Source organism: Streptomyces sp. 1-11, from assembly GCF_007176755.1.
Classification (GTDB): Bacteria; Actinomycetota; Actinomycetes; order Streptomycetales; family Streptomycetaceae; genus Streptomyces.
Window position 1 is genome coordinate 341,126 of sequence record NZ_BJTV01000004.1, and the last position, 14,098, is coordinate 355,223.

The window sequence follows — 14,098 nt, forward strand, 5'->3', positions numbered from 1 at the left end:
GTTGCTCTGAACGCGCGCCGCTCAGGGTTGGGCGGTCCCCGGCGGGGCCATACCCCCGTCATTCGGAGGAGGGGGTGCGGTCATGCCGCGACTGGGGACGGGGATCGGCTGGCGGCCGGAGATCGCGGACACCGTGGAGGCCATGCCGGGCATCGACTGGGTGGAGGTCGTGGCGGAGAACGTCTGCCCCGGCCACCTCCCCGAGTCGCTGCTGCGGCTGCGCGAGCGGGGCGTGACCGTGATCCCGCACGGCGTCTCCCTCGGCCTCGGCGGAGCCGAGCGGCCCGGTCCGGGACGGCTGACGGCACTCGCCGAGCGGGTGGCGGCGCTCGGCGCGCCCCTGGTCACCGAGCACATCGCGTTCGTACGGGCGGGCGGCGCGCTCACCGCCTCCCCGCACCTGGAGGCCGGCCACCTGCTGCCCGTGCCGCGCACCCGGGACGCGCTGGACGTGCTGTGCGAGAACGTGCGGATCGCCCAGGACGCGCTGCCGGTGCCGCTGGCCCTGGAGAACATCGCCGCGTTGTTCTCCTGGCCGGGCGAGGAGCTGACCGAGGGGCAGTTCCTGTCCGAACTGGTCGAACGCACCGGCGTACGGCTGCTCGTCGACGTGGCCAACCTGCACACCAACCACGTCAACCGGGGCGAGGACCCGGTGGCGGCCCTCGCCGCACTGCCGTTGGAGGCCATCGCGTACGTGCACGTCGCGGGCGGCTTCGAACGCGACGGCGTCTGGCACGACAGCCACGCGCACCCCGTGCCGCGCGCCGTGCTCGACATCCTGACCGACCTCGCGTCCCGCGTCACGCCGCCCGGGGTGCTGCTGGAACGCGACGACGACTTCCCCGGGCCGGCCGAGCTGCGGCGGGAGCTGGACGTCGTCCGGGAGGCCGTGGCCGCGGGTGCGGCGGGGGCGGCCCGCTCGACGGGGACGGGAAAGCCCGGCACGCCGGAGGCCCGGACCGCGGGAGGCGGTGCGGCGGTGGATGGCAGCCGGGTGGGGGGCCGTGGCCGGGTGGGGGGCGGCGGTCCGGCGGTCGCCTCCGCGGCCACGGCGGTGAACGGCCCGAGTGCGGCGGTGGACGGCACGGCCACCGCAGTGAACAGCCCGGCTGCGGCAGTGAACGGCCCAGCCACAGCGATGGACAGCCCGGCCACGGCAGTGGCCGGCCCGACTGCGGCAGCGGACGACGCGGCCACGGCGACGGAAGACACGGCCGCGGCGACGACGGCCGGCACGGTCCCGGCCGGGGACGGGGTCCGGCAGCGGCTCGGTGTCGCGCAGGCCGCGGTGCTGTCCTCGCTGGTGGCCGGGACGCCGGTGCCGGAGGGGTTCGACCGGGCCCGGATGGGGGTGCAGGCGCGGGCGCTCGCGGCGAAGCGGGCGGGCGTGGTGGCGAAGGTGGCGCCCGAGCTGCCGGCGATCCTGGGGGACGGGTACCGGGCGGCGTTCCTGGCGTACGCCCGGAGCCTGCCGATGAGCGGCGGCTACCGCCGGGACGCGCTGGACTTCGCGGGGCACCTGCTGAAGCTGGGCCGCCCGGACGACCCGGGGACCCGGCGTGAGCTGCGCGAGTGGTGGCTGCACCGCGCGGGCCCGGCGCCCCGGCCGCGGGGACTGGCGGCCCGGGCACGGGTGCTGCTGCGCAGGTCCTGATCCGCCCGGTCCGCCCCGGGCCATCCGCCGTGACCCGTTCGCCCGGTCCCGCAGTAATATGCCAACCCCGCACCCAGCGCCCCGGAGTGCGGTGCAGGAGGCACCATGCGACCGCGACCCCCCGTCCAGGGCCGAGGTGTGTTCAGCGGCACCGGGCTCATCATCACGGCCCTCGCGGCGACCGCCGCGGCGCTGCTGTTCCCGCTGTGGTCCTACGCCGGCCGGCAGGACGGCACGGCCGGCGCCCGGGTCCTCGCCGCGCGGACCGTGACGACGCCGTACGGTCCGCTGTCCGAACAGGACCGGGACTTCGTCACGAAGGTCCGGCTGGCGGGGCTGTGGGAGCTGCCGGCCGGCCGGCTGGCCCTGGAGAAGGGCACCACGCAGGCCGTACGGGACGCGGGACAGCACCTGATCGACGGGCACACCTCGCTCGACGCGCACGACCGCACCGTCGCCGCCCGCCTCGGCGTGCCGCTGCCCGACGAGCCCAACGTCCAGCAGAAGCAGTGGCTGGCCACGCTTCGCGGTGCTCAGGGCCAGGAGTTCGACCGGCAGTTCGCGGGCTTGCTGCGCCTCGCCCACGGCCGGGTGTTCTCACTGGTCGCCGAGGTGCGCGCGGGCACCCAGAACGCGCTGGTGCGCGATCTGGCCGACGACGCCAACACGACCGTGCTGGACCACATCAAGGTCCTGGAGGCGACCGGGTACGTCGACTTCTCCGCGCTGGCCCGGGACCTCGCGGCCACCCCCTCCCCCGTGCCGACGCCCCCGCTCACCGACGCCGGATCCGCGGTGCCGGTCGCGCCCTCGCCGTCCGGGCCGTACTCGATGCCGCCCGCCACCACGGCCCCGCTCCCGGTCGACGCCCCCTGACCTGCGAGGCAAACGGAACGTCACATACCGGCCACACTCGGTCCGGATGCTGGAACGGCCATGGCGTTTCTCAGGCCCCTGGCATAGAAACACGTCATGTTCTGGGTCCTTCTGCTGATTCTGGCCTGGGCGTTCGCCGGCGTCGCGTGCACCCGGCTGTGCCTGGCCGCGGTCCGCTCGGCGGACCTCGACTCCGACGGCGTCCCGACGGACCCGGAGCACGATCTGACGCTGTACGAGGCCGCGTTCCTGTCCGGCGGCCCGGCGCGGGTCGCCGACGTCACCATGGTCTCCATGGCCCGGCAGCGGCGGCTGCTGCTCGCGCACACCGGCTGGGCCACGGTCGTGGACCCGCGCGGCCGCGACGACATCGAACGGTCCGTCATAGGCGCGATAGGGCCCGAGGGCCAGTCGAGGATCGCCCCGGTACGGGCGGCAGCGGCCGGCGCCGAGGCCGTACGGCGGCTCTCCGACGGGCTGGTGCGCGCGGGGCTCGCGGTGCCGGACGGCGCGCGGACGACCGTGGCGGACGGCGTCCGCCAGGTGCGGGCCGCCGCCCTGGCCGTGTGCGCGCTGGGGCTCGCCGCGCTGCTGATGCCGGCCCAGACCGGGATGCCGAGGTTCCTCGTCGCCCTGTGGTTCGCGCTGCCCCTCGTGCTGACCGTGAGCTGTCTGGCCATCGCCCGGATCGAGGCGCACCCCCGCTCGCGCTGGGCCTCGCCCGCCGGCCAGCGGCTGCTGGGCGCGCTGCCCCGGCGGCCGGCCGGTGACGGCGACGAGCGGTCCTTCCTGACGTCCGTCGCCGTGCGGGGCGTCCGGGCGGTCGGCGAGCCGGAACTGCGCGCGGCCTTCGCCCACCGCGACCAGCGCCGGGGGGAGTGAGACCGCGCGGCGGGGCGCACCGGGCGTATTGACGCAGACACCGCCGCGCGGTGCTTGCCTTCGCCCGGGGACGGACGAACCATCCCTTGTGTGATCGCCGGGCCGTGGCAGTCGTGCCACCGCCGCCGCGCACCGGAGGGATACGCGATGAGAGCTGCCGCCCTGTACTCGGCCGCCGGGTCCCTGCTCCTGTCGGCCCTGGCCGCGGCTCCGGCGGACGGCGCCGCGGGCACGCCGTGGTCCGCCGAGTCGCGCGGGACCGCGGTGGCCGTCCAGCGGGCGCGTGAGGCCGGCATCGCGTTCACGCGGTGCGACGGGCGGGACGCCCCGCGGAGCCTCGAGTGCGGCACGGTGCGCGTCCCGCTGGACTACGCGCGGCCCGGCGGCAGGCAGATCGAGCTGACCGTCAGCCGGGCCCGGGCCACCCAGAAGGACCCGCGCAACAGCAAGCGGAAGGTGCCCCGGCAGGGCGCCCTCGTCTACAACCCGGGCGGCCCCGGAGCCTCCGGCATGTACTTCCCGGCGGCCGGCGCCCGGCCCGAGTGGCGGCGGATCGCCGCCGCGTACGACCTCGTCGGCTATGCCCCGCGCGGGGTGGGCCGTTCGGCGCCGCTGTCCTGCGTGGCGCCCGATCGCTTCGTCCAGGCGCCCACCGATGCGCCGTTGCACCCCTCGGAGCGGTACAAGCGGCAGCGGATCGCCCGGGCGAAGGCGTACGCGCGCGGCTGCGCCGAGCGGTCGGGGAGCGCGCTGCGGTTCTACAACTCGCTCAACAACGCCCGTGACCTGGACGTCCTGCGGGCGGCGCTGGGCGAGGACCGGCTGACCTACCTGGGCGCCTCGTACGGCACCTACTTCGGCGCGGTGTACGCGACGCTGTTCCCCTCGCACGTGCGGCGGATGGTGCTGGACTCGGCGGTGGACCCGGACCCGCAGAAGGTCTGGTATCGCGACAACCTCGACCAGTCCGCCGCGTTCGAGGACCGCTGGGCGGACTTCCGCGAGTGGGTCGCCCGGCACGACGACGTGTACCGGCTCGGGGCCACGCCCGCCGCGGTGCAGCTCGCCTACGACACCGCGCGCGGCCGGCTCGCGGGCAGGGCGGCGGGCGGTGTCGTAGGGCCGGGCCAGCTCCAGGACGCGTTCCTCATGGCCGGGTACTACGACGACTACTGGCCGGGCCGGGCCGCCGCGCTGTCGTCCTATCTGAAGGGCGACGCCAGGGCGCTGGTGGCACTGGCCGCGCCGGACCGGGCGACGGCCGCCGGGGCGGAGAACGCGAGCGCGGTCTACACGGCCGTCGAGTGCAACGACGCGCCCTGGCCGACGGACTGGAGAGTGTGGGACCGCGACAACACCCGGCTGGCGCGCAGGGCGCCCTTCGAGACCTGGGACAACGCGTGGACGAACCTGCCCTGCGCCTACTGGCCGGCTCCCCGGCAGCAGCCGCTGGACGTGCGGACCGGGCCCGGTGAGCTGCCGCCGGTGCTGGTCCTGGCCGCCGAGCGGGACGCGGCCACACCGTACTCGGGCGCGCTGGAGATGAGCCGGCGGCTGGCCGGCTCGGCGCTGGTGACCGAGCGGGACGCCGGCACGCACGGCATCGCGGGCGGCCCCAACGCGTGCGTGAACGGCCACCTGGACGGCTACCTGCTCGAAGGCCGTGTCCCGGGGCGGCGCGCCGCGTGCGCGCCGCGCCCGGAGCCGAGACCCGGGGTCCGGGCGGCCGCCCGGCATCCCGAACGGGACGCCCTCAAGGGCAAGGCCGCCTGAGCCGGCCGGGCCGTCAGGCCAGGCCCGCCACCAGGTCGGCGATGTCCTTGCGGCGCCCCGTGAAGAACGGGACCTCCTCGCGGACGTGCCTGCGGGCCTCGGAGCCGCGCAGGTGGCGCATGAGGTCGACGATGCGGTACAGCTCGTCGGCCTCGAAGGCCAGCATCCACTCGTAGTCGCCGAGCGAGAAGGAGGCGACGGTGTTGGCGCGCACGTCCGGGTAGCCGCGGGCCATCTTGCCGTGGTCGGCGAGCATGCGGCGGCGGTCCTCGTCGGGCAGCAGGTACCAGTCGTAGGAGCGCACGAAGGGGTAGACGCTCACGTAGTTGCGGGGCGTCTCGTCGGCGAGGAACGCCGGGATGTGCGAGCGGTTGAACTCGGCGGGGCGGTGCAGCGCCATGTTCGACCACACCGGCTCCAGCGCGCGGCCCAGCCTGGTGCGGCGGAAGAGGTTGTACGCCTCCTGGAGCTGGTCGCTGGTCTCGGCGTGCCACCAGATCATCAGGTCGGCGTCGGCACGCAGGCCGGAGACGTCGTACGTGCCGCGGACCGTCACGTCCTTCGCGGCGAGCTGGTCGAACAGCTCCTGGACCTCGTCGGCGTAGCCCGCGCGGTCCTCCGGGAGCACGTCCTTCAGCTTGAAGACGGACCACAGCGTGTAGCGGATGACCTCGTTGAGGTCCTTGGCCAGCTTGCCCTTGTTCGGGATCCTGCCGGTCTCGGTGGAGGGGGCGTCGTCACTCATGTTCCTATTCTCCCGCTCCGCCGTGCAGGCTCTGCACCGGGTCGGCCGTCAGCCTGCGCACACCGCCGAGGTCGCCGCCGAGCTGGTCCACGGCCGCGTGGGCGCTCGCGACGCAGGCCGGGATGCCGACGCCGTCGTACTGCGCGCCGCACACCGCGAGGCCCGGCAGCCCGGCGACGTGCTCGCGGACGCGGGCCACGCGCGCGTGGTGGCCCACCGGGTACTGGGGCAGCCCGTCGGTCCAGCGGGTGACCCGGGTCTCCAGCGGCACGGCGTCAAGGCCGGTGGCCTCGCGCAGGTCGTGCCGGGAGACGGCGACCAGTTCGGCGTCCTCGCGCTGGAGGATCTCGGTCTCGCCGTGCCGGCCGACCGAGGTGCGCAGCACGACCACGTCCGGGTCCTCCTCGGCGATCCAGCCCCACTTCCGGGACGCGAAGGTGGAGGCCTTGATGGTGCGGCCGTCGACGGGCGGCACCAGGAACCCGCTGCCCTCGGGCAGCGCCAGTCCGGTGCGCCGGTAGGCGAGGGTGACCAGGGCCATCGAGGCGTACTCGACGGCGGCGAGTTCGGCGGCGGCCCCCGGGGCCTCGGCGCTCAGCAGCGCGGCGGCGGCCGGCGCCGGCACGGCGACGATCACCGCGTCGGCCTCCAGCGTCCGCTCCCCCGCGGTGATCCGCCAGCGGCCGGACGCCTCCCGGCGCAGCCCGGTCGCCGGCGTGCGGCAGAGGATCTCGCCGCCGAGGGCGCGCACCGCGTCGGCGACCGCGAGCGGCAGCCGGCCCACACCGCCCTCGATGCCCATGAACACCGGCCCGGTCTGCCGCTTCGCCTCGGCCTCGGCCTGGATGCCGCGCACGGCCTCGGTGAGGGAGTCGTGGTCGCGGGCCGCCCGGAAGAGCTGCGGGACGGCCGAGCGCATCGAGATGCGGTAGGCGTCGCCCGCGTACACCCCGCCCAGGAGCGGTTCCACCAACCGGTCGACGACCTCCCGGCCGAGCCGCGCGGCCACGTACTCGCCGACCGCCACGTCGTCGCCGATCTCGGTGCGGGGCAGTTCGGCGTCGCGCTCGATACGGGCGAGGCCCTCGTCGGACAGCACGCCGGCGAGGGCGGCCGCGGTGCCGGGAACGCCCATCACATGCCCCTTGGGCATGGGGCGCAGGGCGCCGCGGGTCCAGATCGAGGCGGTCGCGGTGGCCGGCGGCTGCAGCCGCTCGCCGAGGCCCACCTCGCGCGCGAGGGCCACCGCCTCGGGCCGGCGGGCCAGCATCGACTCGGCGCCCAGGTCCACCCGGACGCCGGCGATCTCGCCGGGGAGCAGCTTTCCGCCGACCCGGTCGGAGGCCTCGAGCACGGTCACCCGGGCGCCGCGCCGCAGCAGCCGGTGGGCGGCGGCCAGCCCCGAGATCCCGGCTCCCACGACGACGACGTGCCCGTACCGCGTACCCGTTGTGCTCATGGCCCCCACTCTCTCAGACCCCGCCCGCGGTCCCGCCCCGGCCCGGTGTCCGGTACGAGTCCGGACCGTGACCGCATCGGAACCGGCGGACCCCAACGTCCCGGGCCGCCCGGGCGTCGAAGGAGCGTCAGAGGTCACAGCCGTCGTGTCTCACCGCCATCGGGGGTAACGCCATGCGCGCACCACGTCCCGTACGAACCGTCCGGGCCCTCACCGGGGTCCTGCTCGCCGCCTGTCTGGCGCTGGCCGGGTGCAGCGCCGGCGGGGACTCGGGCGCCGGTGACGCCAAGTCCGCCGCGGACGGCGCGGCGTCGCAGGCGGGCGCCGGCGGCAGCGGGGCGCAGGACGCGAAGTCCGCCCGCCGGGCGGGAGCGGCCGCGCCGAGCGCCGTCATCCGCACCGCCTCGCTCACCGTCGAGGTCAAGGACGTGCCCAAGGCGCTGGACGAGGCCCGTACGACCGCCGAGAGCGCGGGCGGTTACGTCGGCTCCGAGAACACCGGCCGGGACGCCGACGGCCACGAGTACACGCGCGTGGTGCTGCGAGTGCCGGCCGCGCGGTACGAGGAGGTCCTGGGCGATCTGCAGGGCACGGGACGGCTCGTCGAGCGCACCGTCAAGGCACAGGACGTCACCGACCAGGTGGTGGACGTGGAGAGCCGGGTGAAGTCGCAGCGGGCGAGCGTGGCCCGGATCCGGACGCTGATGGACCGGGCGGACAAGCTGAGCGACGTCGTCACCCTGGAGGGCGAGCTGAGCAGCCGGGAGGCGGACCTGGAGGCGCTGCTCGCCCGCCAGGCGTCCCTGAAGGACCGCACCAGCCTGGCGACCATCACCTTGTCGCTGTCCGGGACGCCGGTGCGGAAGGCCGCCGAGGACGGCACGCCCGGCTTCGCGGACGCGCTGTCGGGCGGCTGGCACGCGTTCGTCACGATGCTGCGCTGGATCGCCCTCGTCCTGGGCGCGCTGCTGCCGTTCGCGGCGCTCGCCGCCGTGCTGGCGCTGGTGTGGGCGCGGCTCGTCCGCCCGCGGCTGCGGCGCCGCCAGGAGCCGGTACCCGCGCCGGTGCCCGCCGCGCCGGGCACGCTGCCGCACGCGCGTCCGGCGGCGGACCCGGCGCGCGAGCCCGGCCGGGACTGACGCGCCGGCGCCGGGCGGGCCCGCCCGGCGCCGGAACGACCGCGCACCGTAGCGTGTTCGCATGAGCATGAACGGTGGGCGGGACGGCAGGCGCCGGCTGGTGGTGATCGGCGGCGACGCCGCGGGGATGTCCGCGGCGTCGCAGGCGCGCCGGATGCTGGGCCCGGACGAACTGGAGATCGTGGCCTTCGAACGGGGCCACTTCAGCTCCTACTCGGCGTGCGGGATCCCGTACTGGGTGGGCGGCGACGTGCCCGAGCGCGACGGGCTGATCGCGCGCAGCCCGCAGGAGCACCGCGCGCGCGGGATCGACCTGCGGATGCGCACCGAGGTCGTCGAGATCGACGTGCCCGGGCAGCGGGTGCGCGCGCGTGACGTCGATTCCGGCGGGGAGTCGTGGACGGCGTACGACCGGCTCGTCATCGCCACCGGCGCCCGCCCGGTCCGCCCCGACATGCCGGGCGTGGACGCGCCCGGTGTGCACGGGGTGCAGACCCTGGACGACGGCGAGGCGCTGCTGGACTCGCTGGAGCGGGCGCCCGGGCGCCGCGCGGTGGTCGTGGGCGCCGGGTACATCGGCGTGGAGATGGCCGAGGCGCTGATCAACCGGGGCTTCGAGGTGACGGTCGTCAACCGCGGCAAGGAGCCCATGTCGACCCTGGACCCGGACATGGGGCGCATGGTGCACCGGGCCATGGAGGGCCTCGGCATCACCATGGTGAACGACGCCGAGGTGACCAAGCTGCTCACCGGCGACGACGGCCGGGTCCGCGCGGTGGCCACCGAGGACGCCGAGTACCCGGCGGACATCGTGGTCCTCGGCATCGGCGTGCGCCCGGAGACCTCGCTCGCCCGCGCTGCGGGGCTGCCCGTAGGCGCCCACGGCGGCCTGCTCACCGACCTCGCGATGCGGGTGCGCGGCCACGAGGACATCTGGGCGGGCGGCGACTGCGTGGAGGTGCTGAACCTGGTCTCGGGGCAGGAGCAGTACGTTCCGCTGGGCACCCACGCCAACAAGCACGGCCAGGTCATCGGCACCAACGCGGGCGGCGGCTACGCCACCTTCCCGGGTGTGGTGGGCACGGCCGTCAGCAAGGTATGCGACCTGGAGATCGCCCGCACCGGCCTGCGCGAGAAGGACGCCCGCCGGGTGGGCCTGCGGTTCGAGACGGTCACCGTCGAGTCGACCAGCCGGGCCGGCTACTACCCCGGCGCCTCCCCGATGACGGTCAAGATGCTCGCCGAGCGCGGCACGGGCCGGCTGCTCGGCGTCCAGATCGTCGGCAGGGAGGGCGCGGGCAAGCGGGTCGACATCGCGGCGGTGGCGCTCACCGCGCAGATGACGGTGCAGCAGATGACGGCCCTCGACCTCGGGTACGCCCCGCCCTTCTCGCCGGTGTGGGATCCGGTCCTGGTGGCGGCGAGAAAGGCGACGGCGAAGGTGCGGGCCGGTCAGCGGTAGGCGGTTCAGGCCGTAGTGCTGATCCGCGGCAGGGAGGTGACGCCCCCGCCAGCCGTCACCGCGGCGGGCTGCTCCCCCGCGGGCCTCGCGTGCGAGGCGGCCGGCCGGGTGGAGCGCAGCCGGTGGCTCACCGCCTCGTCCAGGGTCACCGGCCGCTGCATCTGCGCCGCCAGCCGTCCGGCCTCCTGGCCGAGCCGGGCGACGTCCTCCCAGGGGAGCCGTACCACCAAGGACAGTTCGGCCTCGCCGTCGGGCAGCGCCTGCATCGCCGTCACCTGCGGAGCGTTCGCACTCATCGCCTGATCCTCACGTCGGTTGACAGGAGATACGGGGCCCGCCCCGGCGGCGTTCACCGATTCACCCGCCGTATCCCGGGCAGTACTCCTGTGTGGTCATCCCCGTCCATGACGTGAACCCGGCACGTCGCACCCCGTACGTGACGTACGCCCTCATAGCCGCCAACGTGCTCGTCTTCCTCGCCATGCCCGGCGGCGCCGGTTCCGTGCCGGGCTCGGGCGAACTGGCGCGGCTGTGCCATCTGCAGGCCTTCATGGACCACTACGCGGCGGTGCCCCGGGAGCTGATCCACGGCCGGATGCCCCGGCTGGTGCCGACCGGCGCGGTGGGAGTGGGCCCGCACGGCCCGGGCTGCGTGGTGGCGCCGCCCGGCTACGACAAGTCCCCGGCGCTGTCCGTGTTCACGGCGATGTTCGTGCACGGCGGCTGGCTGCACCTGCTGGGCAACATGCTCTTCCTGCTGATCTTCGGCAACAACGTCGAGGACCGGATGGGCCACATCCGCTACTTCCTCTTCTACGTCTTCTGCGGCTACGCGGCCGGTTACGGCTTCGCGCTGCTCAACGCCTCCTCCGCGGACCCGCTGATCGGGGCGTCCGGGGCGATCGCCGGTGTGCTGGGGGCGTACCTGGTGCTGTACCCCAGGGCCCGGGTCTGGGTGCTGGTGCCGTTCCTGGTCTTCCTGCCGCTGCGGCTGCCCGCCTGGCTGGTGCTGGGCTTCTGGTTCGGGCTGCAGGCGGTGTACTCCTCCGGGCACGGCGTGTCCGGGGCCGGGACGGTGGCCTACTCGGCCCATGTGGTGGGCTTCGTGGTGGGCATGCTGCTGGCCTGGCCGCTCAAGCCGGGCACCCCGCCGCCGCCGGAGCCGCGCCGCCTGGTGTTCGGCAGGCAGGCGCGGCCCCGCCAGGTGTGGTGAGCCGGTGCGGTGAGCCCGCGGCGAGCGGCCGCGCTCAGCGGGCGCTGCGGGTGTGGACGTAGTCCACGAGCCGGGTCAGCGCGTCCGGGTCGGTGTTCGGCATGACGCCGTGGCCGAGGTTGAAGACGTGCCCCTCGAGGCCGGCGGCCGCGTCGAGCACCTCGGCGGCGCGGGCCTCGACGGTGTCCTTGTCGGTGAACAGCACCGTCGGGTCGAGGTTGCCCTGGAGCGCCTTGCCGGGGCCGACCCGGCGGGCGGCCTCGTCCAGCGGGACGCGCCAGTCGACGCCGACCACGTCCGCGCCGGCCTCGCCCATCAGCCCCAGCAGCTCGCCGGTGCCGACGCCGAAGTGGATGCGCGGGACGCCGTACCCGGCGACGGCGTCGAACACCTTCGCCGAGGCGGACATGACCGACCTGCGGTAGTCGGCCGGGGCCAGCGCGCCGGCCCAGGAGTCGAAGAGCTGCACCGCGGAGGCGCCCGCCTCGATCTGCACCTTCAGGAACGCGGCCGTGATGTCGGCGAGGCGGTCCAGCAGGTCGGCCCAGAGCTGCGGGTCGCCGTACATCATCGCCTTGGCGTTCTCGTACGTGCGCGAGGGGCCGCCCTCGACCAGGTAGCTGGCCAGGGTGAACGGCGCGCCGGCGAACCCGATCAGCGGGGTGGCGCCCAGCTCGCGGGTGAGCATGCCGATCGCCTCGGTGACGTAGGAGACGTCCTCGGGGGTCAGGTCGCGCAGCCGGGCGAGGTCGGCGCGGGTGCGCACCGGCTGCTCCACGACCGGGCCGACGCCGGGCTTGATGTCGAGGTCGAGGCCGATGGCCTTGAGCGGGACGACGATGTCGCTGAAGTAGATGGCCGCGTCCACGTCGTGCCGGCGCACCGGCTGCAGCGTGATCTCGGTGACCAGCTCGGGCCGCATGCAGGACTCGAGCATGGCGACGCCCTCGCGCACCTTGCGGTACTCGGGCAGCGAGCGGCCGGCCTGGCGCATGAACCACACGGGGGTGTGCGGCACGGGTTCGCGCCTGCACGCCTTGAGGAAGGCGCTGTCGTACGTCGCGGTCGGCTGCTTGCCCGTGGGGCTTGGGTTGGCACTCACGTCGGCAAGTCTCGCACGCCCGCGAAGCGAGAAGTGCGCCCGCCCCAAGGGGTGTCCTCCCTGCACGGGGGCGCTGTTCCCCTTACTCTTCCCCGCATGGCTGCGGCTCAGGGACGACTGTCGGACGGCGCTGACGGAATGGACGACGCGAAGGACTCCGCCCAGGCGGAGGGCGGGACGGGCACGGGGGCGCCGCCGGCGTTCCTGGCCGCGGTCGACGCGTTGCGCACCGCGCGGCTGCGGCCGCAGATCGAGGTGGAGCCGACGCCCGCCCCGCAGCGGCTCGCCCCTTTCGCGTACGCGCTCGAGGCCGCGGTGGTGGACGACGACGAGGACCTGGCCGACGGCCGGCTGGTGCTGCTGCACGACCCGGCCGGGCACGAAGCCTGGCAGGGCGGTTTCCGGCTGGTGACGCTGGTGCGCGCGGAGCTGGAGCCGGAGATGGCGGCCGATCCGCTGCTGCCGGAGGTGTGCTGGTCGTGGCTGACCGGGGCGCTGCAGGCGCGCGGGCTGACGTACGGCGAGCCGAGCGGCACCGTCACGCGCGCGAGCTCGCACTACTTCGGCGGGCTCTCCGCCCGCCCGGCCGCCTCCCAGATCGAGATCCGCGCCTCCTGGACGCCGCGCGAGGGCCTCGGCGGGGTGCCGGACACCGCCGCGCACCTCGCCTCCTGGTGCGATCTGCTGGCGCAGGTGGGCGGGCTCCCGCCGGCCGGTCCGGGCGACGCCTCGGTGGTGACCCTGCCGCAGCGCAGGGGTCCGCAGTCACGGTGACCCGGGCGCCGGCCGTGCCGGGTTCATCCTGATGGGCGTCCCATTGACTCTCTCTTTGTCGATACGGCCACTTTCTGCACTCGAATCGCATCGGCTCGAACCGATTCGATCTTCGGGTGATCGACAGCATGTCCGAATTGAACGGATTGTTACTCACTAGATCGTGATCATTTCCTAAAGGCGCACGGCTCCGCTGCCGAAGACGACTGTGACCCTGAAAGCACGTTTCGTCCCGGCTTCCTCCCCACAAGCCGGCCCCGTCCCCCCACCCAGGAGGCCTGGTGTCCGTTCTCCTCGAGCAGCCCGCAAGCCTGGTCGCCTACCGCCCGAACAAGCCGACCGCCATGGTGGTCGTGGCCGACCCGCGCGTCCGTTCCACCGTCACCCGCCATCTGTGGGCGCTCGGTGTACGCGACGTCATCGAGGCCTCGTCCGTCGCGGAGGCTCGTCCCCGCATCGGCAACCCCCGCGACATCTGCGTCGCCGACGTCCACCTGCCCGACGGCTCCGGCCTGACCCTGCTGTCCGAGACCCGCGCCGCGGGCTGGCCCAACGGGCTGGCCCTCTCGGCCGCCGACGACATCGGCGCCGTCCGCAACGCCCTGGCGGGCGGAGTCAAGGGCTACGTGGTCACCGGAACCCGTACCAACATCGGCCTTCCCAGCCGGCCCGGCGCCGCTCCCCTCGGCGCCGCCGCCCGTATGCACCGCCGCCCCCCGGGTGCCCCGAGCCACCCGGGCGGCTACCGCGAGCTGTCCGGGCGGGAGGTGGAGGTGCTCCGCCTGGTCGCGGAAGGCCAGTCGAACAAGGCCATCGGCGTCTCCATGGGCCTGTCCGCGCTGACCGTGAAGAGCCACCTGGCCCGCATCGCCCGCAAACTCGGCACCGGCGACCGGGCCGGCATGGTGGCCGTGGCGCTGCGGACCGGCATCATCCACTGACCCGTCCACCGACCCCCTGCCGATTCCTCCGTACCGACCCGTGAGCGCGTCATTCGTTCACTCATATGAACCGGA

General features: G+C 74.7%; 13 protein-coding genes. 9 read left to right on the top strand and 4 right to left on the bottom strand.

Going from position 1 to position 14,098, the window contains the following annotated elements; all coding sequences use genetic code 11:
* Nucleotides 1-82 precede the first annotated feature (82 nt).
* The 4 genes from TNCT1_RS11180 to TNCT1_RS11195 all read left to right on the top strand — a co-directional run bounded on the left by TNCT1_RS11180 (nt 83) and on the right by TNCT1_RS11195 (nt 5,188).
* On the top strand, nt 83-1,657 hold the full coding sequence (locus TNCT1_RS11180; RefSeq protein WP_143630714.1) for a DUF692 domain-containing protein: 1,575 nt from the start codon (nt 83-85) through the stop codon (nt 1,655-1,657).
* A 105-nt stretch (nt 1,658-1,762) separates the two neighbouring features.
* Entirely contained in the window at nt 1,763-2,533 is a 771-nt protein-coding gene (locus TNCT1_RS11185) for a DUF4142 domain-containing protein (RefSeq protein WP_143630715.1), read from the top strand.
* A gap of 96 nt (nt 2,534-2,629) precedes the next feature.
* Nucleotides 2,630-3,415: a TIGR04222 domain-containing membrane protein gene (locus TNCT1_RS11190; protein ID WP_143630716.1), complete on the top strand. Its 786-nt coding sequence runs from the start codon at nt 2,630-2,632 to the stop codon at nt 3,413-3,415.
* Between the two features lie 147 nt (nt 3,416-3,562).
* On the top strand, nt 3,563-5,188 hold the full coding sequence (locus TNCT1_RS11195; protein ID WP_143630717.1) for an alpha/beta hydrolase: 1,626 nt from the start codon (nt 3,563-3,565) through the stop codon (nt 5,186-5,188).
* Between the two features lie 13 nt (nt 5,189-5,201).
* Here TNCT1_RS11195 and hemQ read toward each other — a convergent pair whose 3' ends face one another.
* Nucleotides 5,202-5,933 carry a hydrogen peroxide-dependent heme synthase gene (hemQ, locus tag TNCT1_RS11200; RefSeq protein WP_143630718.1) on the bottom strand — a complete coding sequence of 244 codons (732 nt, stop codon included), beginning with the start codon at nt 5,931-5,933 and terminating at the stop codon, nt 5,202-5,204.
* A gap of 4 nt (nt 5,934-5,937) precedes the next feature.
* On the bottom strand, nt 5,938-7,392 hold the full coding sequence (gene hemG, locus TNCT1_RS11205; protein ID WP_143630719.1) for a protoporphyrinogen oxidase: 1,455 nt from the start codon (nt 7,390-7,392) through the stop codon (nt 5,938-5,940).
* Between the two features lie 173 nt (nt 7,393-7,565).
* Here hemG and TNCT1_RS11210 point away from each other — a divergent pair, with 173 nt between their 5' ends.
* Both TNCT1_RS11210 and TNCT1_RS11215 read left to right on the top strand, forming a co-directional pair.
* Nucleotides 7,566-8,531: a DUF4349 domain-containing protein gene (locus TNCT1_RS11210; protein WP_143630720.1), complete on the top strand. Its 966-nt coding sequence runs from the start codon at nt 7,566-7,568 to the stop codon at nt 8,529-8,531.
* 61 nt (nt 8,532-8,592) lie between these two features.
* The gene (locus TNCT1_RS11215) at nt 8,593-9,993 is read left to right on the top strand and encodes an FAD-dependent oxidoreductase (protein WP_143630721.1); all 1,401 of its coding nucleotides are present in this window, start codon (nt 8,593-8,595) and stop codon (nt 9,991-9,993) included.
* 5 nt (nt 9,994-9,998) lie between these two features.
* Here the strand turns inward: TNCT1_RS11215 and TNCT1_RS11220 are convergent, their stop codons facing one another.
* Nucleotides 9,999-10,259, bottom strand: a complete 261-nt coding sequence (locus tag TNCT1_RS11220) for a hypothetical protein (protein WP_143630851.1) — start codon at nt 10,257-10,259, stop codon at nt 9,999-10,001.
* Nucleotides 10,260-10,381: 122 nt separating this feature from the next.
* On the opposite strand from TNCT1_RS11220, the gene TNCT1_RS11225 reads away from it, so the two are divergent.
* Nucleotides 10,382-11,206 (top strand): rhomboid family intramembrane serine protease, encoded by an 825-nt coding sequence (locus TNCT1_RS11225; RefSeq protein ID WP_143630722.1) that lies wholly within the window; start codon nt 10,382-10,384, stop codon nt 11,204-11,206.
* 34 nt (nt 11,207-11,240) lie between these two features.
* Here TNCT1_RS11225 and hemE read toward each other — a convergent pair whose 3' ends face one another.
* Nucleotides 11,241-12,308: a uroporphyrinogen decarboxylase gene (gene hemE / locus TNCT1_RS11230; protein WP_143630723.1), complete on the bottom strand. Its 1,068-nt coding sequence runs from the start codon at nt 12,306-12,308 to the stop codon at nt 11,241-11,243.
* Nucleotides 12,309-12,404: 96 nt separating this feature from the next.
* Between hemE and TNCT1_RS11235 the strand changes: the two genes are divergently transcribed.
* Together TNCT1_RS11235 and TNCT1_RS11240 are read left to right on the top strand one after the other, a co-directional pair.
* Nucleotides 12,405-13,082 (top strand): DUF3000 domain-containing protein, encoded by a 678-nt coding sequence (locus TNCT1_RS11235; protein ID WP_143630724.1) that lies wholly within the window; start codon nt 12,405-12,407, stop codon nt 13,080-13,082.
* 281 nt (nt 13,083-13,363) lie between these two features.
* Entirely contained in the window at nt 13,364-14,023 is a 660-nt protein-coding gene (locus TNCT1_RS11240; protein WP_061914881.1) for a response regulator transcription factor, read from the top strand.
* Nucleotides 14,024-14,098 lie beyond the last annotated feature (75 nt).

What these genes read in the sequence shown, in the direction of transcription:
- TNCT1_RS11180 (WP_143630714.1), top strand. Translation starts at nt 83, where the DNA reads ATGCCGCGACTGGGGACGGGGATCGGCTGGCGGCCGGAGATCGCGGAC.
- TNCT1_RS11185 (WP_143630715.1), top strand. Translation starts at nt 1,763, where the DNA reads ATGCGACCGCGACCCCCCGTCCAGGGCCGAGGTGTGTTCAGCGGCACC.
- TNCT1_RS11190 (WP_143630716.1), top strand. Translation starts at nt 2,630, where the DNA reads ATGTTCTGGGTCCTTCTGCTGATTCTGGCCTGGGCGTTCGCCGGCGTC.
- TNCT1_RS11195 (WP_143630717.1), top strand. Translation starts at nt 3,563, where the DNA reads ATGAGAGCTGCCGCCCTGTACTCGGCCGCCGGGTCCCTGCTCCTGTCG.
- hemQ (WP_143630718.1), bottom strand. Translation starts at nt 5,933, where the DNA reads ATGAGTGACGACGCCCCCTCCACCGAGACCGGCAGGATCCCGAACAAG.
- hemG (WP_143630719.1), bottom strand. Translation starts at nt 7,392, where the DNA reads ATGAGCACAACGGGTACGCGGTACGGGCACGTCGTCGTCGTGGGAGCC.
- TNCT1_RS11210 (WP_143630720.1), top strand. Translation starts at nt 7,566, where the DNA reads ATGCGCGCACCACGTCCCGTACGAACCGTCCGGGCCCTCACCGGGGTC.
- TNCT1_RS11215 (WP_143630721.1), top strand. Translation starts at nt 8,593, where the DNA reads ATGAGCATGAACGGTGGGCGGGACGGCAGGCGCCGGCTGGTGGTGATC.
- TNCT1_RS11220 (WP_143630851.1), bottom strand. Translation starts at nt 10,259, where the DNA reads ATGCAGGCGCTGCCCGACGGCGAGGCCGAACTGTCCTTGGTGGTACGG.
- TNCT1_RS11235 (WP_143630724.1), top strand. Translation starts at nt 12,405, where the DNA reads ATGGCTGCGGCTCAGGGACGACTGTCGGACGGCGCTGACGGAATGGAC.